Below are 23,195 nucleotides of genomic sequence, written 5' to 3'. Positions count from 1 at the left end.
CTGGGTCTGTCCTGTGTCGGAATATCCTGAGCGTCACATAACCAATGATTGTGATGCAATACAATAACACTGGCGGCATAATGCCGGCTCATTAATCAAACGCTGTTACGGGTTAACGTTTAACATGGCTGATCGAACTCTGGATGCTTCGGGCCTGCAATGCCCGATGCCTTTGTTGAAAACCAAACTCGAACTGAACACCATGGCCCCCGGCGAACAGCTGGAAGTGGTTGCTACAGATCCTGGCTCTGCCAGAGATATTCCGGCATTCATCGCCATATCTGCCCATCAGGTGGTTGAATCCACCGTTGACGGCAGTCAGTACCGTTTTGTTATCCGCTGCGGCGATTCAGTGCGGCGGAGCCATTAATGGTTAGAATATTACGCGGATTCGCCCACAAATACTTTTCAGATGAAGAAGCTGTCATCCTCGGGTTGATGCTGATTATCGGCACCATGTTCGTCATCTGGTTTGGCGCCATGCTGGCCCCGGCCATCGCTTCTTTAATCGTTGCTTTTATTCTACAAGGCCTGGTTACCAAGATGGTGTCCTGGAAAGTGCCAGAACCGCTGGCCATCCTGGTTGTGTTTTTACTGTTTCTCGGCATTCTGGCCGGCGCCATTTTTGGCCTTCTGCCACTGGTGTGGGCTCAGCTGACCAATCTGGCCCGGGAAACACCGCGCATTATCGGCGAATTACAGTTGTATCTGGAACTCTTGCCCGAGCGCTACCCGCAGCTGGTGTCGCTGGACGCAGTCGCTACTATTTACCAACAGGTGTCGACCGAAGTAGGGCAAGCTACCCAGTGGCTGGTGTCGGCATCACTGTCCAGTATTCCGGATCTGTTGGCGCTGCTGATATACGCCGTGCTGGTGCCCATACTGGTGTTTTTCTTCTTGAAAGACCGCGATGTTCTGTTGGGCTCAATCGCCCGTATGTTGCCGCCGCAGCGCGCAACCATGCGCAAAATCTGGCATGAAGTGAATCGCCAATGCGCCAACTACGTGCGTGGCAAAGCTTTGGAGATTCTGATTATTGGAACCACCACGTATATAACGTTCAAAATTCTAGGTCTGCCCTATGCCGCCTTGCTGTCGCTGCTGGTGGGTCTGAGCGTGGTGATTCCTTATATCGGCGCCGCAGTCGTCACGGTTCCAGTGGCTATTATCGCCCTGTTTGCCTTTGGCTGGGGCAGCCAGTTTATCTGGATAATGGTGGCGTACGGCGTCATTCAGGCTTTGGACGGCAACGTGCTGGTGCCGGTGCTGTTTTCTGAAGTAAACAACCTGCACCCGGTGGCCATTATTGTCGCGGTGCTGTTCTTCGGCGGTATATGGGGGCTATGGGGTGTGTTTTTTGCCATCCCTCTGGCCACCATGGTAAAGGCGGTGGTGGCTGCGTGGCCGGTGCGGGAGTTACCCCCGGCACCGGTCAACCGCTAAAGGCAGATAACGACTATAGTGCTTTGACTGCCGCGAGCACCTCGTCAATATGGCCCGGCACTTTTACGCCGCGCCATTCCTGGCGAAGTACGCCCTTGGCGTCAATCAGGAAGGTACTGCGGTCAATACCCATGTATTCTTTACCGTAGAGTTTTTTCAGCTTGATCACGTCGAACAAAGCGCAGAGCGTTTCGTCTTTGTCGGAAATCAGGTGAAACGGCAGTTCGAACTTGCCACGGAAATTATCGTGGGATTTCAGGCCATCGCGGGACACGCCAAAAATCTCTGTGTCATGTTCGGTGAAGGTTTGCATGTTGTCGCGGAAGTCTTGGCTCTCGGTGGTACAGCCGGGTGTGTCGTCTTTCGGGTAAAAATAGATCACCACATTGCGGCCGCGTAAATCGGCCAGGCGAACCGTCTGGTCGCCGGTAGCAGTCGCTTCAAAGTCAGGTATGGTTTTGTTCAGTTCTACGGATGGCATAACATCTCCTTTAATTCCCTTGTGTCAGTTCGTGCCCAACATTACCATAACGGTTTTATTCGGACGGAGCTTTTATGATTACGGGTAGCCTTGTCGCACTGGTCACACCCATGCACCCAAATGGAGACATTCACTGGGAGCACCTGGACAAACTGGTGGACTTTCACATTGAAAATGGCACCCATGGCATCGTTGCCGTGGGCACAACCGGCGAGTCTGCAACTCTGGACCCGGAAGAGCACTGTAAGACCATCGGCCACATCATCAAACGGGTGAATGGTCGTATTCCGGTGATTGCCGGAACCGGTGGCAACAGTACCCGCGAAGCCATTGCGCTCACGTCCGCGGCCGAAAAGCTTGGGGCTGACGCCTGCCTGCTAGTGGTGCCTTACTACAATAAGCCGACCCAAGAAGGCCTGTACCAGCATTTCCGCACCATCGCCGAAGCCGTCCCGATGATGAAGCAAATGCTGTACAACGTGCCCGGCCGCACCGCCTGCGACATGCTGAATGAAACCGTGGTTCGCCTGGCTGATATCTCCAACATCATTGCCATTAAAGACGCCACCGGCAATATTCCCCGCGGCGCCGAGTTAATTCAAGCGGTAAAAGGCCGCCTGGACGTCTATTCGGGTGACGACGCAACGGCCATGGAACTGATGCTGGCCGGCGCCAAAGGCAACGTATCGGTAACGGCCAACGTTGCCCCCCGGGCCATGGCCGACTTGTGCACGGCGGCTGTTGCGGGCAACCGCGAAGAAGCCGAACGCCTGAACGAACTGCTGATGCCCCTGAACCGCAAACTGTTTCTGGAAGCCAATCCGATTCCGGTAAAATGGGCGTTGCATCGCATGGGTATGATCGGTGCCGGCTTGCGCTTGCCATTGACGGTACTCAGCGAACAATTCCATGGCGAAGTGGAAGAGGCCCTGAAAGCTTCAGGCGTACTCTGAACGTGCTGAACCCGTTCCAATACCGGAGTAAGTCCATGCAGGTTCTCTCCAGAACCCGTTATTCAAGGTGCACAGCGCCTTTTAAAACCCAATTCTCCAAAATTCAGGCCTGCAAACCCCTGGCCATCGCCACCGGCTTTGCGCTGGTGGCGGGCTTGGGAGGCTGCAGCCTGGTGTCGGACCGTTCCGCGGATTACGTCGGTGCACCCGAAGGCAAGGCTATTGAGCTGCCCGCAAGCGCCGACGAATCCCGCTTCCGACAGGTTATGCCCGTGCGTGATATTAATTTGGCCAACGCGGGCAAACTGTTCCCTGACGGCATTCCCACTCCGCCGGACATGACCTCTGAAATTCTGAACCAGAATTATGCGGTAGAAGAGCTGGACGGTCGCGCCTGGCTGTTGGTTAACGACGTGCCGGGTCGCCTGTGGCCGGCAGTCGCCGCGTATATGTCTGACCGCCGCCTGGGCGTTGCGTTTGACAGCCCGCAGCTTGGCTTGCAGCAAAGCGAGTTGGTGAACTTCAGCCTGCGCGCCCGTGAACTGGTGCAGCTTGAGGGCGAGGCCAGCGCAAGCGAACCCAAAGTGCTGCTACAGGTACGCATTGCACCCGGTGTTCGCCGTAAATCCACGGAAATTCAGATCCGCAACATAGTGGTAGCCGATCAGCCCGAGGCTCTGCTGAGCTGGGACACCACCCGTGTGCCAGACTCCGCTGATCTGGAGCTGCAAAAACGCCTTCTGGCCGATATGGGCGAGTTTTTGAAAGCCGGGGAAGAGAACAAGTCCTTCTCCCGCGCAGCGTCTGGCATGACCAGCAAACCTTTGGTAAAACTGATATCTGAAAACGAGCAGGCCAGTGCCATCGACATGCAGCTCGATTACGGCCGCGCCTGGGCAGAAGTCAGCCGCGCACTGAACGAATCGGATATGACCATCATAGACCTGAATCGCAGTGAAGGCTGGTTCCAGGTGGACTATCGCAGCGCTGACGAGCGCGAATCTGGCTGGTTCAGCTGGTTCAGCTGGTTTAGCGATAACGAAGCCCCGCGTCACACCCATACGGTGAACGTGACCGGCGGCGAACAGACGGTGCAGGTCAGCGCAGAAACCGCGAATAATTACAGCGGTGAACAAACATCTTCCACGCTTCTTAACCGCCTGTTTGACTATCTGTATTAACGACCAAAGACCTTGTTAACAGCCGCGGGCTTTGTGATTAACCGCTGGTTTTATTGATGATAACCGGGCTGGCTTACGCCGGCCCGTTTCTGGAGAACCCAATGGAAAAGCGTGAAGAACTCTACGCCGGCAAAGCCAAATCGGTGCACACCACTGACGATCCCGAGCGTTTTGTACTGGTATTCCGCGACGACACCTCGGCTTTCGACGGCGAGAGAATAGAGCAGCTGAACCGCAAAGGCATGGTGAACAACAAGTTCAACGCCTTCATTATGGAAAAGTTGGAAGCCGCGGGCATTCCTACCCACTTCGAAGGCTTGCTGTCAGACGTTGAATGCCTGGTGAAAAAGCTCGACATGATTCCGGTCGAATGTGTGATTCGCAATATCTCTGCCGGCAGCCTGTGCCGTCGCATTGGCGTAGAAGAAGGCCTGGAGTTGAATCCGCCCACCTTTGAGCTGTTCCTGAAAAACGACGCACTGCACGACCCCATGGTCAACGAATCACTGGCCATCAGCCTGGGCTGGGCCAAAGCCGACGAACTGGCACAGATGAAAACGCTGACCTATAAAGTAAATGACGTGCTCAAAACCCTGTTTGCGGACGCCGGCATGCTGTTGGTGGATTACAAATTGGAATTCGGCCGCAGCCACGGTCAGATTGTGCTGGGCGACGAGTTCAGCCCCGACGGCTGTCGTATCTGGGATGCCGAAACTCGCAATAAAATGGACAAAGACCGATTTCGCCAGGGCCTTGGTAACGTGATTGAAACCTACGAAGAAGTAGGCCGCCGCCTGGGTATGTCGTTCGACTGATACCGATTCTAAATACGGAGCACAAGCAATGCGTAAATTATTGATGGTTATGGCCGGTTCAGCGGTATTGGCAGCGCCGATGGCGCAAGCGGATATACTGGGGCTTGGCGCCCAGGTAGGCTACTGGGATTCTGAGCTGTCTGGTGACGTGGCCACCAATGGCGGCTCCGTGGATGTAAACGATGAGCTTAATCTGGATGGCGAAAGCAGCAATCAGCTGAGCCTGTATCTGGAACACCCGATTCCTTTGCTGCCTAACGTGCGTGTGGCTTATATCAACATTGACCAGACTGCCCGCGGCCAGTTGAGCGGTGGTTTCGATGATATTAGCGCCGGCTCAGACGTACGCTCTGATCTGGAACTTGAACAGCTGGATTTAACCCTGTATTACGAAGTACTGGATAATTGGGTGAATCTGGACCTGGGCCTGACTGTAAGAGATTTTTCCGGTGATCTGTTAGTGCAAGATGTGCAGGCGGGTGGCCAACCCAGTCGTACCACAGCCGATGCGGTTTTGCCCATGGGCTATCTTGCAGCGCGTTTTGATCTGCCGTTCAGCGGTGTCAGTGTTGGCATCGAAGGCAATGCCATTGCCTACAGCGGTGATTCCCTGCACGATTTTAACGTGTACGGCCAGTATCAGTTGTCACTACTGCAGTTGCGTGCCGGCTATCGCCAGATGGCGGTGGATTACGAAGACGGTGACGACCGCTTCGACGTGGAAATCGACGGCCCGTTCATCAGCGCCGGCGTGGTGTTTTAAGGAGAAAGTCTGTTGAAAATTCTGGTCACCGGTAGTGCCGGTTTTATTGGTTTCCATCTGGCGCAACGCCTGCTGGATCGCGGCGACGAAGTCATCGGTGTCGATAACCTGAATGACTACTACGATGTGAACCTGAAAGAAGCCCGGCTGGCAAGGCTAACGGGAAAAACCGGCTTTACCGAAGTACGCCAGGATATCGCCGACCGCGACCTTATGGCCGCGCTTTTTGAAGAGCACAAGCCCGAGCGCGTAGTGCACCTGGCGGCCCAGGCCGGGGTGCGCTATTCCATTGAAAACCCCCAGGCCTATGTCGACGCCAACCTGGTGGGCTTTATGAACATTCTGGAAGGCTGCCGCCGCAACGATGTGCAGCACCTGGTGTATGCGTCCAGCAGCTCGGTTTACGGTGCCAACGAAGCCATGCCGTTCTCGGTGCACGACAACGTAGACCACCCGCTTAGCCTTTACGCCGCCTCGAAAAAAGCCAATGAGCTGATGGCTCACACTTACAGCCATCTGTACAACTTGCCTACCACCGGGCTGCGCTTTTTTACCGTGTACGGTCCTTGGGGCCGGCCCGATATGGCGCCGTTTATCTTCACCAAGAAAATTCTGGCCGGCGAGCCGATTGACGTATTCAACCACGGCCATCACAAACGCGATTTCACCTATATCGACGATATCGTGGAGGGCGTGGTGCGCACTCTGGATCAAATCGCGCAACCCAATCCCCAGTGGAGCGGCGCTCAGCCAGATCCAAGCACCAGCCGCGGGCCTTATCGCATCTACAACATCGGCAGCAACAACCCGGTGGAACTGGCGCGGTTTATTGAAACCATCGAACACTGCACCGGCAAAAAAGCCGAGAAAAACCTGCTGCCCATGCAGCCGGGTGACGTGGTTGCAACCTACGCCAACGTAGATGGCCTGATCAACGATGTCGGCTACAAACCCGAAACCCAGCTAGAGCAGGGCATTGAACAATTTGTTCAGTGGTATCGGGATTTCTACAAGGTTTAAATGCGTCTCGTGTGAGCAATTCTTAGAGAGCTTTCTCCCAGGAATTTTTTACAGAGCGTCTGAACCCAGCTGCTTTAACCGTTCCGGCAGTTCCAGAGTGATTTTTGACTTGGCTAGCGGGCAGTCGAATTGCAGATAATACGCCAGCAGCTGCAACGGCACGCCAGCGGCGGAGCCATACAATCTGTCGGCCACAATCGGGTGGCCAATACTCGCCAGGTGTCGGCGAATCTGGTGTTTTCGACCGGTTTCAATGCGCACATTTATCCGGGAAGTGTTGGCTTCGTTACGATTGGCCTTGGTATTCGCCTCCTCGGTATTCACAACCTTGGTGTCCACGGCCTTATTAATGACAGAACTGGTATTGATGGAGCTGGCATTGATGGAGCCGGCATTGATGTAAAGAGTAGTCACATGGCTAACCGCAGCTTTACCGTCAATTTCCTCGCCAATCGTCTGCTCCTTCACATCCATTACGCCTGTTACGTCTGCCAGATACTGTTTGATGATCGTGCGCCCGGCAAACAGCTTTGACAGTGCCGCAGCGGCTTTTGAATCGTGGGCAATCAGCATCAAACCTGCAGCGTCGGCGTCGAGGCGGTGAATCAAAAAGCAGGGTCGGTTTAACTGCACTTCAGCCACTCGCAACAAACTGCAGTGATCGCCCCATTGCGAACCCTGCGCCAGCAGCCCGTGGGGTTTGAACCACACACTGTAGCGGCCTTTGTCTTCCAGCAGTTCAGCTTCTGCTGCCTTGCGCGCCAGAACAGCTTCGTCATAGTACAGTTGCATGCGAGTGCCGGTTTTCACGTCGCGCTTGGCTTTGCGCAGCCTTACAATCTTGCCTTTCAAGGTCCACCAGCAGGCGCCTTTCGCCATGGCGTCTTTGATGCGCTGTTTTGGCAGGCCAGAAGCCTCACTCAGAATGTCCACGGCCAGGCCGGGAGTTTCTACGGTGATATCAACGGTGGTACGCATAGCAAGCCTGATAGAAAAAGTGAGCCGTCGATTATAGAAGATATGGCTGGCCAGACAAGCACCTAACCGGGGACACCAAACCGGGGACGGATTTCAAATCCGTCCCCAACCCAGCCACCAAACTGGGGACGGATTTCAAATCCGTCCCCGACTTAGCCGCCAAACTGGGGACAGATTTCAAATCTGTCCCCTACTTATCTGCCCAAAACGCCAGCACCAGCGTAAAACTCACCGGATGTCTGGCTATTCAGGCCGATCAGGTTAGGCTATGCCGCTTGCTTACGATTATTGAGGTTTGAAGTTGTGGATTCACCGAGTTTGTCTTTTCCCCGTGTTCTTGTTGTTCTGATTCTTGTCGCCGTAATCGCAGGCGGCGCCTTTTGGGCGTATCGCCACTTTTACGCCGTAAGTAATAACACTGCTGACGTAACCACCACTGCCGTCAGCCGGGGGGACATAGACGTTTTGGTGAGCGCCACCGGCGTTTTGGATCCCAGCGACTTTGTAGACGTGGGCGCGCAGGTGTCCGGGCTGCTAGACGTGATTCACGTCAGAGTGGGCGAACAAATCAGCAAAGATAAGCTGCTGGCAGAAATTGACCCGACCATCTATCTGGCCAGGGTAGACGCCAATCGTGCCCAGCTGAAAAATCAACAGGCCCAGCTGGCCGATCGCAGAGCCCAACTCAGCCTTGCCGACATCCAGTTCCAGCGCCAGACCAATCTGTTTCGTGAAGACGCCACCACCCGTGAAAACCTGCAGATTGCCGAGGCCTCTCTGGCGTCTGCCAAGGCCCAGCTAGCCATGCTGCAAGCGCAACTGGAACAGACCGCATCTACCCTGCGTGCGGAAGAAGCCAACCTGGATTACGCCCGCATTTATTCCACCATGAAAGGCACCGTCGTATCTATTACGGCCCGCCAGGGCCAAACCCTGAATACATCACAGCAAGCACCGGTGCTGATGCGCATTGCCGATCTGTCCAGTATGAAAGTCCGCGCCCAGGTGTCCGAAGCAGACGTAGGCAGGCTAGCACCGGGCGACAAGGTGTATTTCACCACTCTGGGCGAACCTGGCAAGCAGATTTATGGCGAGCTTGACTACATCGAACCCACTCCCGAAGTGCTCAACAACGTGGTGTTGTACAACGCGTTTTTCAGCGTGCCCAATGAAGCAGGGCGTTTATTGCCCAGCATGACGGCACAGGTATTTTTTGTGGTGGAACAAGCACGTGACGTACTGCGGGTGCCCGCGGCGACCGTTGTGGGCGGCCAGGTTTGGCTGCAACAGGCCTCCGGCGAGCTGGTAGAACGCAAAATTGAGGTAGGCATCAGCAACCGCATTTACACCGAGGTTCGCGACGGTCTGGCGGACGGCGATTTGGTAGTCACCGGCGGAGCTCCATCAAGGGAAGCGGCATCTTCTGGTATGGGCGGGCGCCCACGGTGACAGTCCCGCTGATTGAATTACGCCAGATTACCCGAACCTTCGGTGAAGGCGACATGCAGGTGCCCGTGCTCAAAGGCATAGACTTGAGCATTCAGGCCGGGGAATTTGTCGCCGTTATGGGGGCGTCCGGGTCTGGCAAATCCACCCTGATGAACATTCTAGGCTGTCTGGATGTGGCAAACTCCGGGCACTATCTGTTTCAGGGCAAAGACGTGTCAGGGTTCAAACGAGACGATCTGGCCCGCGCCCGCCGCGAATCCTTCGGCTTCATATTCCAGAGTTACAATCTGCTGCCAGGCATAAGTGCGTTAGACAACGTCGAAATACCGGCCATCTACGCCGGCCTTGGCAAAAAACAGCGCCGGGAGCGATCCACCGAACTGCTTGGTGAGCTCGGGCTAAGCGATAAACTGCTCAACACCCCGGCTCAGCTGTCGGGCGGGCAACAGCAGCGTGTGTCCATCGCCCGCGCCTTGATGAACGGCGGCCAGATCATACTGGCGGACGAGCCAACCGGTGCCCTCGACAGCGTTAGCAGCAAAGACGTCATGCGGCTTCTGCAAAGCCTGTCCGACCGCGGCCACACCGTTATTCTGATTACCCACGACGCCAAAGTCGCCCAGGCGGCAGATCGCCAGATCACCATCGCCGACGGGCTGATTACCCACGATACCGGCGCCGTTCAGCACAAGGCCGTTGCGACAGAAAACCCCAAGGCCCTGCAGCCCATTGCTAAAACATCCGACGTTAGCGGCGCGTCCGGTTGGTTTGAAGCGTTAAAAAGCGCGGTACACTCCCTCAGCACAAACCTGTTTCGCACCGCTTTGACCCTGCTGGGCATTGTGATTGGCGTAGCCTCGGTGATCACCATGCTGGCAATCGGTGAAGGCGCACGGCAAGACATTGTGGACAGAATCAGCGCCATGGGCAGCGACTTACTGCTGGTGCGCCCGGGTGGCCCGGACCAGCGCGGTGGGCGATGGAGCGTCACCACATTGGTGCCGTCTGACTACCACGCCATTCGAGACATACCCGGCATTCGTGCAGCTGTTCCGGAAGTCACCGGCGGCCAAACCCTGCGTTTCGGCAATCGCGATCACCAAACCGAAGTGAATGGCACGGCCTACGAATTTCCCGCCGCACGGCAATGGCCCGTGGTCGCCGGTACCTTTTTTGACGAAGCGGACGAAAACCGCTACGCCGCGGTGGCGGTGTTGGGCAAAACCGTGGCCGAATCCCTATTTCCCGAACAAAGCCCGTTGGGCCACTACCTGATGGTTAATAACGTTCTGTTTCAGGTCATTGGCGTAATGGACGAGCGCGGGGCATCCCCCTGGGGGCAGGACCAAGACGACGTGGTGCTGGTGCCTTATACCACCGCCAACCTGCGCATATTCGGCCAAAACTATCTGCGTAACATCACCGTTGCGGTGGCAGATTCTGCCGACATGAACGCGGTGCAAGACCAGGTTCACAGTACCTTGCTCACACGCCACGGCAGCGAAGACTTCCAGATTCGCAACATGGCGTCGCTGATCGATACCGTGTCAGACACCCAGGACACCCTCACATGGCTGTTAGGTTCCATCGCGGCGATTTCGCTGCTGGTGGGTGGTATCGGCGTTATGAACATCATGCTGGTAAGCGTGACCGAGCGCACCCGGGAAATTGGTATCCGCATGGCCACCGGCGCCCGCACCCGCAACATTCTTCAGCAATTCTTGACCGAGGCCTGGCTGGTGTCTGCCGTTGGTGGCGTTATTGGCGTCATCCTTGGCATAGCGGCCACCCAAATCGTGGGCTGGCTTGACACACCCGTTGTGGTCACCGTGTTCCCCATGGTGCTGGCGTTCAGCTGCGCCTTTGGTACCGGGCTTTTATTTGGCTATTTGCCCGCGCGCAAAGCCGCTCATCTGGACCCTGTCCAGGCCCTGGCCGCGGAGTAATCTCATGCCCCATAGCTCACAACAAACTTTACGCTTGACGCTGCCTGAACGGCGCCTGGCCCTGCCTGAACCGCCTGAACGGCGACGGACATCCGCCATCTGCATTTTAACGGCTTGTATAACCCTGGCAGGCTGCGCCACTCAGATTGCCCCGTCAGCTCCCGTGCTTATTGACGGCGCACCTGTGACGGCCTTGGCTTGGGCGCCAGAACTGAACTCGATTGCTTTAAACGGGCCAGCCGTCACCGACCAGCAATGGTGGCAGGCCTATGGCGATCCCAACTTGCCGGCGTTGATTGAAAAAGCGCGGGCGGCCAATCCCGACCTGGCCATTCTGGCCGAGAATCTGGTTCAGGCCGATTTACAGCTGCAGAACGCCGGCGCCAGCCTGCTGCCAGGCATTGGTTTAAGCGGCAGCACCGGCGAACAAACACGGCGCCCAAGCAGCGGCGACTGGCGCAGCAGTGGAAACACATCGGTATCCACATCCATCAGTTACGAGGTGGATTTGTGGGGCAGGCTGGGTGCAGCCGAAGACGCCGCCAGCTTCCGCCGCGATGCCAGTGCTTTTGATTTCGCCGCCGCGCAGCTTAGCCTTTCCGGCGCAGTGGCCAGTAACTGGTTTCAATTGCTGGAGTTACGCCAGCGCTTGAATATCGCCCGGCAAAATCTGGAATTGGCAGAGCAAACCTTGCGTATTGTGGATGTGCGATACCGCAACGGCGTAGCCGACCGCTTCGAATTGGCCCGCCAACGCACCGCCGTGCTGGTGTTACGCAATGTTTTGCCCACGCTGGTGTTTCGCCTGCGCCAGAGTGAAGCTGCATTGCAGGTGCTAGGCGGCGAGCCGCCCTGGATGGTAGACAGCGGCGAGCCGCCCTGGATGGTAAATAACGGCGAGTTAAAGGGGGAGCTACAACAAATCCGTATTCCGGGCATTGACACAGGCTCGCCCGCAGAGCTGATTACCCGCAGGCCAGACCTTGCCGCCGCCGAGGCCCGCTTGCATGCGGCCAATGCCAACATCACCCAGGCCCGTGCCGCGCTCTTGCCGGCGGTGTCACTCAGCGCCGCCCTGGGGCTCTCTTCCGATGGCTTGCTCAGCCTTTCCAGTCCGTTGGCAACGGCGAACGGTTTGCTTGCTCTTAGTCAAACCTTGTTCGACGGTGGCGCACGAAGCAACAATGTAGCGCTCACCGAATCGCGCCAGGTCGCGCTGGTGCAAGGTTATCGCTCAAGCTTGTTGACTGCGTTTTTAGAAGCGGGAGACGCCATGGCGCGTATCAATTTGTATCGGGAGCAGGAACAGCGGCTGACGGAAATTGAACAGCAGGCAAAAGAAACCCTGCGCTTGAGTGAAGTTCGTTATCGCCAGGGCGCAGAAGATCTGATCACCCTGCTAGACAGCCAGCGCACCTTGTTCGATGCCAGAGTACAGCGCAGCGAAACGCGACTGAATCATCTGCTGGCAACTGTGGATTTGTACAAAGCAGTCGGCGGTGGTTTTTAAACCACCGCCGTGACACGAAGCACATGCGGGAAGAGCGGTTTAACGAATCAGGCCGGTTCGAAGCGCTGCTTCAGCCAGGCGTTGATGTCGTTGGATTCGTACAGCCATTGGTGGCTGCCGTCCGCTTTGGCAATCCGCAAACAGGGTACCTTCACGGCACCACCGCCGGCTAGAATTTCAGCGCGGTGCTCGGTGTTATGCTGGGTGTCACGCTGTTCAATATTCAGATTCAGACGTTTGATTTCTTTACGAACTTTGACGCAGAACGGGCAGGTTTTGAACTGATACAGCGCCAGGTCCCGGCAGGCTTCGTCTACTTTCTGTTGCTCTTGGGCGCTACGCTGTACCGGCTTGCCGCCCCCGATTTTTTCACTCAACAGCACAAATGGAGTCAGAATAAGCCGCAAAGTGCGGAAAAAATAACGAATAACAATTCTCATGAAAGAAGCCTTGGCAGTCAGTATTAAAAAAAGGGACACTCTTTTATTTACGATCGATTCGCAACTAAAGATCGACAGGGTATCAGATTTTTTGCGATCCGCGCAGAATCCTGTGACCATTCCGTAAATGATAAAGCAGGGTGATAAACGCATGAACAGCCGCTGGCGGGTAGGCATCGATCTTGGGGGAACAAAAACCGAAGTCATCTTGTTAGACGGTGCTAACAAAACCCACTTTCGCGCCCGTATCGCAAGCCCTCAGGGAGACTACGAAACCACCCTGAACACCATCAAAGAACTGGTTGAAGCCGCGGAATTACGGGCCGGTGAAGCTGCGTTGCCCGCAGGCGTGGGCATTCCTGGCTCCGTGTCGGGCCTGACAGGCCTGGTCAAAAACGCCAACTCCACCTGGCTTAACGGCCAGCCCATGGCCGCTGATTTAACCCGCCTGCTGCAACGCCCGGTTGGCCTGACGAACGACGCCAACTGCCTGGCCCTGTCTGAAGCCAGCGACGGCGCAGGGCAAGGCTACAAAGTGGTGTTCGCGGCCATTCTGGGCACCGGCTGCGGCGCCGGCATTACCGTTAACGGCCAACTGCTCACAGGCCCGAACGGCCTCGCCGGCGAATGGGGCCACAACCCACTGCCATGGACACCACAAGCAGAACTGAACCAGCGCCCGTGCTTCTGTGGCCGTTTTGGCTGCAACGAAACCTTCCTGTCTGGCACCGGCCTTGCGCTCACGCACTTCTTGCTTTGGGATGAAAAGCTGGATGCCAAGGCCATCGTTGAACTGGCGCAAACCGATTCACGTGCCTCGCGATCGCTGGATGATTATATAAACCACCTGGCCCGCGGCCTGGCGGCCGTCATCAACCTGCTGGATCCAGACGTGATTGTACTCGGCGGTGGGCTATCAAACGTGCCAGCTCTGTACAGCGAACTGGGGATACGCCTGCCGGAGTACGTTCTAGGAGGTGAGTGCGAAACACCCATACGCCAGGCCATACACGGCGACTCCAGCGGTGTCCGCGGCGCCGCGTGGCTGGCCCAAGACAGGGGACAGATTTAAAATCCGCCCCCGACTTAGCCACCAAACCAGGGGACGGATTTCAAATCCGTCCCCGTTTCCCCCCGCCCCGCTTTTCCCCCGCCCCTAGCTCCGCCTCTTCCTCAGTGAAGCTCGAAGAGCCGAACTGAGCACGCCCCAGCGGTTTACAATCAATGCCGCAAAAATCAAACCGCAGCCGGCCAGCTGAACTGGCGTCATGATTTCATCAAACCACCCTGCTGCAAACAACGACACCCAAACCGGTTCTATCACTAGAATAACGGCGCCATGGCTATGGGCAGACAAGCTCTGCGCATAGGTTTGGGCAAGAAATCGCCCCGCGGTGCCCACAATAGCGCTGGCAAGAATCCACCAGACCAGAAGCGGCGGTGGATCACTGAACGTTGGCTGCCAGGGCTCTGTAATCAGCGACTCCACCAACGTCACCAAGCCCACGGTAAGCAACGCAATCGCCGTCAGCGGAAGAGCTGGAATACGCTGTTTTTCGATGGCGTCGCCCTGCCGGTTGATGGCAGTACGCTGATTCGCAGCGCGGGTGTTCAGTGTAAAATAGAGCGCAAAAATAGAAGCTGCCATCGCGAAAAATATTTGCGCCGGCTCTGGCTGAAAACCGTTACGAAGCGACAGAAGCGCCAGCCCGGCGACCGCAACGGGAATGGCAAACCAGGTGCTTGCGGGTTGTGCCTCTTTAAAAAGAAGGCGAGCAAGAATAGGAACGATAACCACGCCCAGGCTGACTATAAAGGCACCTTCACCCATACTGGTGCCATGAAACAGGCCCATCACCCAGAAACTCATGGCAACGCCGAACACCAGGCCAACACCCAGGCCGCGTTTAACCTGATCCCCACTCAAACGTCCCAGCGACCGGAAAGCGAAAGCCGCCAAAAAACCACCTGCGATCAAAAACCGCAGCGCCATGAACAACAACGGCGGCATCAGCAGTATAGATTCTTTGGAAAAAATCCAGCTGATGGCCGCAAGCAGGGTAACACCAACCAGAATCAGGTCAGATTTATGGGCGTTGGTCATACACAGGACGGCTCGGCTGCCAAAAGATAGGGGACAGATTTAAAATCTGTCCCCGGCTTACTCATCAGAGACAGATTTAAAATCTGTCCCCGGCTACTCATCAGAGACAGATTTAAAATCGGCCCCCGGTTTGCGGGTAATGTATAGTTTGCGAAGTAAAAAAGGAAGAAGGCTTATGGTGGTGCTCGCTGTATTGCGCCGCGGTTAACTTTGAAAATTCGCCATATGGCGCCAGCTTTTGAAAAAATTACTCCAAAATGTTGTAGCTCTTACTACACACTGCTGTTGCACGAATCTGCCATTTTAATCTTTTGTGTCATGACAAAAATGCTTGCACTGAATAGTTTATGTTACTACGATAATTAATATGATGATCGAATTTGATGATGCCAAGAACGAACGTAATCTAGAGCTGAGAGGGCTCGGGTTTGAGTTAGTCGCCAAGTTCGATTTCGAAGGGGCCATTGAGGTCGAGCAGGAAATAGAGGGCGAGTTGCGCTATTTTGCGCTCGGCTACATCGGCTCCCGCCTTCACGCTCTGGTTTACACTTTGCGTGGAGATATCGTTCGCGTCATTAGCCTGCGCAAAGCCAACAAACGCGAGGTACGCCGTTATGAACAATTCAGTTGATCCGGAACTGGCAGACACCGATAACCCGGAGTGGTCTGATGCCATGTTTACCAAGGCCAAGCGGGGCACAGCAGCAAGACGGGTAGGGCGCCCAAAATCTGAATCACCTAAGCAATCCACCACATTGCGGTTAGACGAGGATGTTATTGAATATTTCAAGCGCGACGGTAGTGGTTGGCAAACGCGCTTGAACGAAGCGTTGCGGCAGTATATGTCAGAGCATAGCTGAACGGCATTCTGGCAAGAGGGACAGGTTTCAAATCTGTCCCTGGCTTCCCAAAATCAGACCCGAGGTCTTAATGATTCGCCATAGGCGACAATTTGATTCATGTTGATTTATACTGAATCAAGATGAATCATAGCTGTAAAAGGTGCTCTTATGTCCAAGACAGATACCCGTGTGATGACCGCCCATGTGCCAGTGTCTATGGCCGACAAGGTGGGGTTGATTGCTCAGCGTCTTGAGCGCTCCAAAGGCTGGATCGTAAAGCAAGCCTTGGCTGACTGGATTGCCCGAGAAGATGAGCGGGATCGGCTAACACAAGAGGCCTTGTCTAACGTCGACGCCAGGCAGGTGATTGACCACCAGGCGGTATTGGCTTGGGCCGACAGTCTTGATTCCAATCAGCCGCTGCCTGTTCCCCGTTGATGGAGCTCCAATGGACAAGTAAAGCCATGTCGGACATCGCCCGGCTTTATGACTTTCTGGAGCCTGTGAATAAGCCTGCTGCCATTAACGTTGTCCGGTCACTGACCCACGGCGTCACTCGGCTCATTGATAATCCTCGCCTTGGCGAGTCGTTGCATCAGTTTGATCCAAGAGACGTTCGACGATTACAAGTGGGTCATTACGAAGTTCGATATGAAATTCAGGAAAGTGCCATTTTCATCTTGCGACTGTGGCATGCCCGCGAGGATCGCTGAGCCAGGTAATAAGTTGCAGATAGGGGACAGATTTGAAATCTGTCCCCGGCTTGCGCTCTAAGTGGCTCATTTCGTAATAAATTCTGGTAGGACCAGGCAGATTTGAACTGCCGACCTCTGCCATGTCAAAAATGCCACTTAGATTCCGTATGTGCGCGTATGTGTTGGAAAAGATGCCTTATCGGGCCAGGATCCAGTGCTCAACGATCGGCACACCCACTTCCGCCTTGGATTTATCTTTGGCTTGTAGGGCTGTGCCGGCAGAATCGCCACCTGATAGTGCGCTGCAAGTTGCTGGTAACTGGGGCTTAGATACGGGTCGTACCGACAGGCTCTGCTGACACCGCTGCGCAGGTTGTCCGGGTTATGCTCCCAACTCCGTTATGTTCCGTTCCCCGCAGAAGGCCTTGAAACCGCAGGGAAGTGCCCGTGCACAGGGGCACATAACGATCACAGAGATTCGAGCCACTCCAGGTATGGGCGGGTTACGCTTACGTTGTTTATGATTAGTGTCCACTAAAGAATAAGTGGACACTATCTTGACGGCTGCGACGTCAGCCTTAAGGCGGGTTTACCGGACTGACGGTGATGTACTAGAAGGTATATGAAAGCGTTGCCTGGATGGCTTCATACTCTGTATCACTTGAACCAACGGTGGTTCTCCCAGTAATGTTCAAATCCATATTAGTGGCGATGCGGTGTGTGGCGCCAATCAATAGCTCTGTGCGGCTTTCATCGCCGTCATCTAATAGTTCAGCTGAACTATCGACGTCACTTGTGACATTTTCGTAGTATGTGGCGCTGGTATAGACGCGGCCAGCAGAGAATTCCTTCACGAACTTGACCCCACCAAAAGCTTCGCCTAATTCGATGCCGTAATTTTCTTCAGTGCCTAGTGTCTTTCCGTCCAGACTGTCCTTCATGTAAGCGCCGCCTGCGGTTACGCCAATTAATGCGGTGTTATTGTCGAAGCGGGGGAAGTAATAAGTGGCTGCTGCGCGAGTCCCGAAGCGGTTACCCTCCAGATCCACTGAGTTAAAGCGAGTGCTGAAATCACCCTCCAGATCCTGATATAGCACGATGCCATCCAGCACAAGCTGACCATTCAGTAAAGATACCGCAACGTATGGCGCAAGAAAGTTGCCCCGAAGCTTTGAGTTAGAGTTGTTGGCGCTCTTATTGGTGATTTCAATACTGTTATAGCCTGCTGCGACGCCAGTAAGATAAGGTCCGTTTTTACGCTCTATGCCGACCATGGCAGTCTTCGAGTCCCCGTCATAGCTGGTGTTGATTGCATTGCCGGATAAGTCGCGGACTTCGGTGGAAAACCAGACATTTGGGCCGCCTGCTTGCTCGTACAGCTTCCCATTTCCTGAAGTTTTGCTATGGGTTGGCTGCATGGCGTTATCTATTTTTGTGCTAATAATGCCGAAGCTCTGCGCCATAAACTGCTTTTGTGCGGCTCGAAGAGCAAGATCCGTATTGATAACTCCCAGGTTGGCTGCAACGCTTTCAATCTGGCTGGCAGAGATACCATCAAGATTTCCTTTAAGCAGCAAATTGCCGTCGCGATCGAACAGCTCAAACGGAGTCTTTCCGTCAAAATTTTCCAACGTCTTACCAGGCGCCAGTTTAAACGTGACTGGCTCGCCGTTCAGTGTCACATTAAAAGTCCCTTGGGTTTCTATATCATTGAGGGGGCCTTGCCACTGGAGAGAGATAGGTCGAGACTCAACGATAGCAGTAATATTAAAGGTCTGGTCTTGCCCGGCATTATCGTAGGCATTCTCCAAACTACTAGCGCTGGTGCTGACACGCACTTGATTTCCGTCGATATTTAGCAGGGTTTTTTGACGCTTCAGTGCTTCGCCTAAGGAGCTTCCGTCGAGGGTGCTAATTGGCAACAATTTACCATCAGTTAGGGTAATGGTGTTGCTTGACTTGCTCAGGTCAGCGCCGCTCACTTGGTTGCTGATGTTCGGCAGCGTAGATCCTATTTGAATAAGGTTGCCGAGGCCAAACGAAGCTGCATCTACAGCGCCAGTAGTTAAAAGGCTCGAAAACGCAAGAGTGGAGAGTATCTTTTTGTTAAACAATTGAGTGCACCTTAGCTAAATTTGATTGGGTTTTCACAGAGTAAGCCCTTGTTTTTTAGGGTTTTTTTAATCGACTATGCCGGTATCACACCACGAGTTAGAAGGGCTTCAAAACGCGAGTCCACACGTGAAATGAAGTTTCAGGCAGCCAATAACGTCGCGACAATTGTTCAATGGCTTTTACAGGTGGTAGCGCTATTCTTCGAAAACTCAATCGTTAAGCAGGTGTTTTCCAGAAAACTGCCAGACGATTAAAGCCAAAGAGAGCAAATTAAAGCGACATATTATTGGTCGAGCTAGTTATTGTCAACTGAGCGTCTGAGTCTCTTGCTGTGGCAAACCGAAGTTTTCAGTCTTTAGGTGAGGTCGCGAAGTTGGGGCAAGCTGTCAGTCCCTCGCGCAATTGAAAAAACTGAATGCCTTTATCCTTTTAGCGATTTTTTCTGGCTCAAAACAATTTTATCCGTCCTCTGCCAGACCTCCGTCACCAGCACGCAGCTCGACTGGCGAGTGAAGTTGTAAGCCGAAAATCATCATTTACGCGACAGCACTCGTTTTTCGCTCACCGACAGTATTTAGGTCAAAGTGTGAACTATTTACTTGCAATCCTCATTTTGTAACCAAACGTTACAAATCTAAGTCTCTGATTTTTAAAAGTTCAGTGCTTTAGCCGCTTGCCTTTAACTTCTGAGCACGTAAGATCCGCCGCCTTGGTGGTAACACCCCACAACCTGACAAAGAGCCGGTTGAGATATTTCCCTCCGTTCGCCCTTGTCAAAGCCGATGCATAAAAATCGAAAAGTTATGTCCGTAAAACACTTGGTCCTGGTCGGTGGGGCGGTAGCGTGCCTGTGAAGCCTTTGTCATTCTTGCTGTTGCAAGGCGTTTCATCGCCATTTTTTGCGCGCTTGGCCGATGCCCTGCGCGAATGTGGCCACAAGGTTCACAAGGTAAACTTCAACGCGGGTGATCTGGTGTTTTGGTTTCCTCGCAGTCATCGAACGCACTTTCGTGGCAATCTGGAACAACTGCCCGAATTTCTTAAGTCGATTTGGCAAGAGTTCGAAATCACAGATCAAATTCTGTTTGGAGATCGACGGCCCGTACACCGTGCGGCCTTTGATAAAGCGGAACAGTTCGGCGTTCGAACACATGTTTTCGAAGAGGGTTATTTCAGACCTTTCTGGGTGACGCTTGAGCGCGAAGGCGTAAACGGCCATTCGCTCTTGCCACGGGACCCGGACTGGTTTCGAGCGGCAGCAGGTTGTCTCGATGCGCAGCCGACTGAAAAGCCGAAACGTTTCCATTCCGCTTTTCGGAAACGGGCCGCGTACGATGTGCTGTACCACGTCGCGGGTCTGATCAATTCGGTACTGAACCCTCGATATAGAATCCACGCGCCGATCACGGCACCCGTTGAATATGCCGGCTACCTATCCCGCTTTGCCAGGTTGCCCAAATGGCGCACGCGGGATGCAGAGTTGATCAATCGCCTCTGCAAGGAAGCACCCAAACACCCTTTTTTTCTGTTGCCTTTACAGTTGAATTCCGACGCTCAGATTCACCATCACTCTCGCTTCGACAACATGCATCAGGTGATCGAGTCTGTGCTCGAATCCTTTGCAGACAATGCGCCCAGTGGTGCCCGGCTTCTGATCAAGAATCATCCGTTGGATATGGGGCTGGTGAATTATCCGCGCCACATCAGAAAGCTGAGCAAGCGCCTTGGCCTGGAAGGGCGGGTTGAATACATCGAAACCGGCAATCTGGATCAAGCACTTGGGTCTGCCGCCGGAACCGTCACTGTTAACAGTACTGTGGGCATAGTGGCACTGGAAAAAGAATGTCCAACGCTGTGCCTGAGCGACCCGATTTATAACCTTCCGGGGCTGACTGATCAAGGCGACATAGACAATTTTTGGCAAGAACCCGTTAAGCCTGACCAAAACTTGTTTGAGGCCTTTCGCAAAGTGGTCATCTACGCAACGCAAATCAACGGTGGTTTCTATTGCCACAATGGCATCAGTCTGGCCGTTGAGAATGCGGCTAACATGCTCAGCACAGACCAATCACCTCTCCAGTATTTGTTGGAAGCCTGCCCACCGTGAAGCAGACCGCATGAAACAAAAAGCGCCTGGCATTGTGCTGATTACCGGAGCAACCGGAGCCATCGGGTCGGCGCTAGCGGTGGAATACGCTCGCGCCGGCGTGCATCTGTATTTGCAAGGCCGAAATACGGATTTGCTGAATGAAGTTGCTGAAAAATGCCGTTCGGCTGGTGCGCGGGTAACCGAAAAATCTCTTGATCTGTGCGACAGACTGGCCCTATCGCAGTGGATGGATGAGCTACTGGCACATACAGCCCCAGACCTGGTGTTCGCCAATGCCGGCATCAATACCGATACCGGTCCCGAAGGGGCAGGTGAAAGTTGGGAGGCGACTGAGCAGCTGCTTGAGCTAAACGTAAGATCAACCTTTTACCTGCTGCATCGGCTGGCAACAGTAATGCGCGAGCAGGGTAGCGGGCAGTTGGTGTTGATTAGCTCCCTGGCGGCCTGGTTCGGCTTGCCGGTAACGCCGGCTTACAGCGCGAGCAAAGCGGCAGTGAAGGCTTATGGCGAAGGATTGAAGGGTTGGCTTGAGGGCAGCGGCGTATCCGTTTCTGTGGTTATGCCTGGCTACGTAAGCTCGCCCATGTGCCACGCCATGCCGGGGCCAAAACCGTTTATCTGGCAGCCTGATCGCGCAGCGCGTTACATTGCCAATAGAGTTGCAGCGGGGCGTGCTCGCATCAGTTTTCCATTTCCACTGAACTGGGGCTGCTGGTGGCTGTCGGTTCTGCCTGCCGGGCTTTCGCACTGGCTATTACGATTGTTTAGGTATGGTGGCTAAAGCAATATGCTAATCGCTGTATCGATAGGCTTGCTGGCCTCGCTATTGATGGGGGCTTTGTTTGTTCCAACCGGTGGAAGGTTCAGTCCAACCGGCGGAGGCATGCGCGCGCTCAGCCTGTATTGCGTGCTGAGTGGGCTGGCATGGTGGCTATCCTTGTTTTCAGTGGCCTGCCTGATCAGTCAACGGCTTTATTTTGCCATTACCTTGGTTGTCGTGTTGCATGGGGTGCTGATTGCGGTTAACTACACCAAGTTCACAGCACTGAAAGAGCCGTTCATCCTGCAGGACTTCGAGTATTTCACGGATGCCTTGCGCCATCCGCAGCTCTATATTCCCTTTTTCGGTGTTATCAAAACGTGTTTGCTGCTGACGGCCGGGGCAGCCGCCATCGGCCTGTTCTTCTGGCTTGAAACGCCGCTTTATCGGCAAGCGAACGCCTGGTGGCAATGGCCTGTAGTCACCCTTGCGGTTGCGGTTGCGTTTGTGGCGGCTATGAGCGCCTGGATCATCAGGCCCCGCTTGTCGCTCGACCCATTGAAGGATGTGCAAGCGACGGGTCTCATTGCTCTGTTGCACAGTCATCTGGCAGAATACTGGCTGTCGCGTAAACGAACGTTTGCAGAGCCCGCCGCGCAATGGCCGCAGTTTGACCCCGGCAATCCAAGGCCACATTTGGTCATGGTGCAAAGCGAATCTTTTTTTGACCCGCGCCCGTGCTACCCGTTTATCAAGCCTTCGGTACTGAAAAACTGGGATGAGTGCTGCACGGTTGCTGCAGCCAGCGGGCAGTTGTCTGTACCCGCCTGGGGCGCTAACACCGTTCGCACCGAGGCAGCAATACTTACCGGGTTGTCTCAGGCAATGTTGGGCATTTACCAATATAACCCCTACCGCCGCCTGGCGAAGAGGCCGGTGCATTCGCTGGCATCACATCTGCGAGCTCAAGGCTATAAAACCATTTGCGTGCATCCTTACCCGGCCCAGTTTTACCTGCGCGATCGTGTGATGCCGGCCCTGGGTTTTGATCAGTTCATCGATATTTCAGATTTTAACCATGGGGATCGATCTGGCCAGTACGTCGGTGATCAAGCCGTTGCTGATAAAGTAACCGGGTTGCTGACTGCCGCCGAAGAGCCCGTATTTATCTTCGTCATCACCATGGAAAATCACGGCCCTCTTCATCTGGAAAAGCCGGACCCAGAGCTTGAAACGGATGCGTACCGGGAGCCGCCCGCGGGCCCTTTGCAGGATTTAACCGCCTACCTGCGCCATCTGAAAAATGCCGACCAGATGCTGGCTCAAATCACCTCTGCTGTTCAGGCGACAGATCGAGGGGGTTCATTGTGCTGGTACGGGGATCACGTGCCGATCATGTCGGATGTCTATCGCCATTTTGGTGAACCCGAAGCAACAACGCCCTGGCTGATATGGTCAACGGGCACTGAACAGAAAGCCCGTGTGATAGAAAAGACAAACGTGCCGCCGCTCCCTGCGGAATCTTTGTCGAAACACTGGCTGCAAACCGTAAAAGAGTGTCATCGGATCTAACCGCTCCATTCAGGACTG

At 54.5% G+C, this 23,195-nt stretch carries 23 protein-coding genes and 1 pseudogene; 18 read left to right on the top strand and 6 right to left on the bottom strand.

Going from position 1 to position 23,195, the window contains the following annotated elements:
- Positions 1 to 124 precede the first annotated feature (124 nt).
- Positions 125 to 370 carry a sulfurtransferase TusA family protein gene (locus tag ATI45_RS06690; protein WP_098418807.1) on the top strand — a complete coding sequence of 82 codons (246 nt, stop codon included), beginning with the start codon at positions 125 to 127 and terminating at the stop codon, positions 368 to 370.
- Positions 370 to 1,443 carry an AI-2E family transporter gene (locus ATI45_RS06685; RefSeq protein WP_098418806.1) on the top strand — a complete coding sequence of 358 codons (1,074 nt, stop codon included), beginning with the start codon at positions 370 to 372 and terminating at the stop codon, positions 1,441 to 1,443. The genes ATI45_RS06690 and ATI45_RS06685 overlap by 1 nt, the downstream gene beginning before the upstream one ends.
- A gap of 13 nt (positions 1,444 to 1,456) precedes the next feature.
- On the opposite strand, the gene ATI45_RS06680 is transcribed toward ATI45_RS06685, so the two are convergent.
- On the bottom strand, positions 1,457 to 1,924 hold the full coding sequence (locus ATI45_RS06680; RefSeq protein ID WP_098418805.1) for a peroxiredoxin: 468 nt from the start codon (positions 1,922 to 1,924) through the stop codon (positions 1,457 to 1,459).
- 74 nt (positions 1,925 to 1,998) lie between these two features.
- Here ATI45_RS06680 and dapA point away from each other — a divergent pair, with 74 nt between their 5' ends.
- The 5 genes from dapA to ATI45_RS06655 all read left to right on the top strand — a co-directional run bounded on the left by dapA (position 1,999) and on the right by ATI45_RS06655 (position 6,656).
- Complete coding sequence (dapA, locus tag ATI45_RS06675; RefSeq protein ID WP_098418804.1) at positions 1,999 to 2,877, top strand: 4-hydroxy-tetrahydrodipicolinate synthase; 879 nt, start codon at positions 1,999 to 2,001, stop codon at positions 2,875 to 2,877.
- Between the two features lie 35 nt (positions 2,878 to 2,912).
- Positions 2,913 to 4,058, top strand: a complete 1,146-nt coding sequence (gene bamC, locus ATI45_RS06670; protein WP_098418803.1) for an outer membrane protein assembly factor BamC — start codon at positions 2,913 to 2,915, stop codon at positions 4,056 to 4,058.
- Between the two features lie 101 nt (positions 4,059 to 4,159).
- Positions 4,160 to 4,873 (top strand): phosphoribosylaminoimidazolesuccinocarboxamide synthase, encoded by a 714-nt coding sequence (gene purC / locus ATI45_RS06665; RefSeq protein WP_098421674.1) that lies wholly within the window; start codon positions 4,160 to 4,162, stop codon positions 4,871 to 4,873.
- A 28-nt stretch (positions 4,874 to 4,901) separates the two neighbouring features.
- Positions 4,902 to 5,636: a TIGR04219 family outer membrane beta-barrel protein gene (locus ATI45_RS06660; protein WP_098418802.1), complete on the top strand. Its 735-nt coding sequence runs from the start codon at positions 4,902 to 4,904 to the stop codon at positions 5,634 to 5,636.
- 12 nt (positions 5,637 to 5,648) lie between these two features.
- Positions 5,649 to 6,656 (top strand): NAD-dependent epimerase, encoded by a 1,008-nt coding sequence (locus tag ATI45_RS06655; RefSeq protein ID WP_098418801.1) that lies wholly within the window; start codon positions 5,649 to 5,651, stop codon positions 6,654 to 6,656.
- Positions 6,657 to 6,704: 48 nt separating this feature from the next.
- Here ATI45_RS06655 and ATI45_RS06650 read toward each other — a convergent pair whose 3' ends face one another.
- Positions 6,705 to 7,634, bottom strand: coding sequence for an RluA family pseudouridine synthase (locus ATI45_RS06650; RefSeq protein WP_098418800.1), 930 nt, complete (start codon positions 7,632 to 7,634; stop codon positions 6,705 to 6,707).
- A gap of 318 nt (positions 7,635 to 7,952) precedes the next feature.
- On the opposite strand from ATI45_RS06650, the gene ATI45_RS06645 reads away from it, so the two are divergent.
- The 3 genes from ATI45_RS06645 to ATI45_RS06635 are packed head-to-tail and all read left to right on the top strand — an operon-like array spanning position 7,953 to position 12,539.
- The gene (locus tag ATI45_RS06645) at positions 7,953 to 9,083 is read left to right on the top strand and encodes an efflux RND transporter periplasmic adaptor subunit (protein ID WP_098418799.1); all 1,131 of its coding nucleotides are present in this window, start codon (positions 7,953 to 7,955) and stop codon (positions 9,081 to 9,083) included.
- Positions 9,080 to 11,029 (top strand): MacB family efflux pump subunit, encoded by a 1,950-nt coding sequence (locus tag ATI45_RS06640; RefSeq protein ID WP_098418798.1) that lies wholly within the window; start codon positions 9,080 to 9,082, stop codon positions 11,027 to 11,029. The genes ATI45_RS06645 and ATI45_RS06640 overlap by 4 nt, the downstream gene beginning before the upstream one ends.
- Before the next feature lie 4 nt (positions 11,030 to 11,033).
- Positions 11,034 to 12,539 (top strand): efflux transporter outer membrane subunit, encoded by a 1,506-nt coding sequence (locus ATI45_RS06635; RefSeq protein ID WP_098418797.1) that lies wholly within the window; start codon positions 11,034 to 11,036, stop codon positions 12,537 to 12,539.
- A gap of 47 nt (positions 12,540 to 12,586) precedes the next feature.
- On the opposite strand, the gene ATI45_RS06630 is transcribed toward ATI45_RS06635, so the two are convergent.
- Positions 12,587 to 12,979 carry a glutaredoxin family protein gene (locus ATI45_RS06630; protein ID WP_098418796.1) on the bottom strand — a complete coding sequence of 131 codons (393 nt, stop codon included), beginning with the start codon at positions 12,977 to 12,979 and terminating at the stop codon, positions 12,587 to 12,589.
- Positions 12,980 to 13,130: 151 nt separating this feature from the next.
- Here ATI45_RS06630 and ATI45_RS06625 point away from each other — a divergent pair, with 151 nt between their 5' ends.
- On the top strand, positions 13,131 to 14,051 hold the full coding sequence (locus tag ATI45_RS06625) for an ROK family protein (protein ID WP_098418795.1): 921 nt from the start codon (positions 13,131 to 13,133) through the stop codon (positions 14,049 to 14,051).
- A gap of 84 nt (positions 14,052 to 14,135) precedes the next feature.
- Here the strand turns inward: ATI45_RS06625 and ATI45_RS06620 are convergent, their stop codons facing one another.
- A complete protein-coding gene (locus tag ATI45_RS06620) occupies positions 14,136 to 15,083 on the bottom strand; it encodes a DMT family transporter (protein WP_098418794.1) in 948 nt (315 codons plus the stop codon).
- A gap of 367 nt (positions 15,084 to 15,450) precedes the next feature.
- On the opposite strand from ATI45_RS06620, the gene ATI45_RS06615 reads away from it, so the two are divergent.
- The 4 genes from ATI45_RS06615 (at position 15,451) to ATI45_RS06600 (ending at position 16,638) form a co-directional block, all read left to right on the top strand.
- The gene (locus ATI45_RS06615; protein WP_098418793.1) at positions 15,451 to 15,714 is read left to right on the top strand and encodes a BrnT family toxin; all 264 of its coding nucleotides are present in this window, start codon (positions 15,451 to 15,453) and stop codon (positions 15,712 to 15,714) included.
- The gene (locus ATI45_RS06610) at positions 15,698 to 15,943 is read left to right on the top strand and encodes a BrnA antitoxin family protein (RefSeq protein ID WP_098418792.1); all 246 of its coding nucleotides are present in this window, start codon (positions 15,698 to 15,700) and stop codon (positions 15,941 to 15,943) included. Before ATI45_RS06615 ends, ATI45_RS06610 begins: the two co-directional genes overlap by 17 nt.
- A gap of 150 nt (positions 15,944 to 16,093) precedes the next feature.
- Positions 16,094 to 16,363 carry a CopG family ribbon-helix-helix protein gene (locus ATI45_RS06605; protein ID WP_098418791.1) on the top strand — a complete coding sequence of 90 codons (270 nt, stop codon included), beginning with the start codon at positions 16,094 to 16,096 and terminating at the stop codon, positions 16,361 to 16,363.
- Positions 16,363 to 16,638 carry a type II toxin-antitoxin system RelE/ParE family toxin gene (locus tag ATI45_RS06600; protein ID WP_098418790.1) on the top strand — a complete coding sequence of 92 codons (276 nt, stop codon included), beginning with the start codon at positions 16,363 to 16,365 and terminating at the stop codon, positions 16,636 to 16,638. The genes ATI45_RS06605 and ATI45_RS06600 overlap by 1 nt, the downstream gene beginning before the upstream one ends.
- Positions 16,639 to 16,819: 181 nt before the next feature.
- Here the strand turns inward: ATI45_RS06600 and ATI45_RS06595 are convergent.
- Both ATI45_RS06595 and ATI45_RS06590 read right to left on the bottom strand, forming a co-directional pair.
- Positions 16,820 to 17,001 (bottom strand): annotated as a pseudogene (locus tag ATI45_RS06595) (IS21 family transposase); the annotation flags it as partial.
- A 230-nt stretch (positions 17,002 to 17,231) separates the two neighbouring features.
- A complete protein-coding gene (locus ATI45_RS06590) occupies positions 17,232 to 18,734 on the bottom strand; it encodes a hypothetical protein (protein ID WP_098418789.1) in 1,503 nt (500 codons plus the stop codon).
- Between the two features lie 845 nt (positions 18,735 to 19,579).
- Between ATI45_RS06590 and ATI45_RS06580 the strand changes: the two genes are divergently transcribed.
- The 3 genes from ATI45_RS06580 to ATI45_RS06570 are packed head-to-tail and all read left to right on the top strand — an operon-like array spanning position 19,580 to position 23,177.
- A complete protein-coding gene (locus ATI45_RS06580) occupies positions 19,580 to 20,842 on the top strand; it encodes a capsule biosynthesis protein (protein ID WP_218926126.1) in 1,263 nt (420 codons plus the stop codon).
- 10 nt (positions 20,843 to 20,852) lie between these two features.
- Positions 20,853 to 21,626 (top strand): SDR family NAD(P)-dependent oxidoreductase, encoded by a 774-nt coding sequence (locus ATI45_RS06575; RefSeq protein WP_098418786.1) that lies wholly within the window; start codon positions 20,853 to 20,855, stop codon positions 21,624 to 21,626.
- A gap of 6 nt (positions 21,627 to 21,632) precedes the next feature.
- Positions 21,633 to 23,177 carry an LTA synthase family protein gene (locus ATI45_RS06570; RefSeq protein WP_098418785.1) on the top strand — a complete coding sequence of 515 codons (1,545 nt, stop codon included), beginning with the start codon at positions 21,633 to 21,635 and terminating at the stop codon, positions 23,175 to 23,177.
- The last annotated feature ends 18 nt before the right edge of the window (positions 23,178 to 23,195 follow it).

It is taken from the genome of Marinobacter sp. LV10MA510-1 (assembly GCF_002563885.1).
Lineage (GTDB): Bacteria > Pseudomonadota > Gammaproteobacteria > Pseudomonadales > Oleiphilaceae > Marinobacter.
This window is presented reverse-complemented; position numbering and strand designations above follow the sequence as displayed.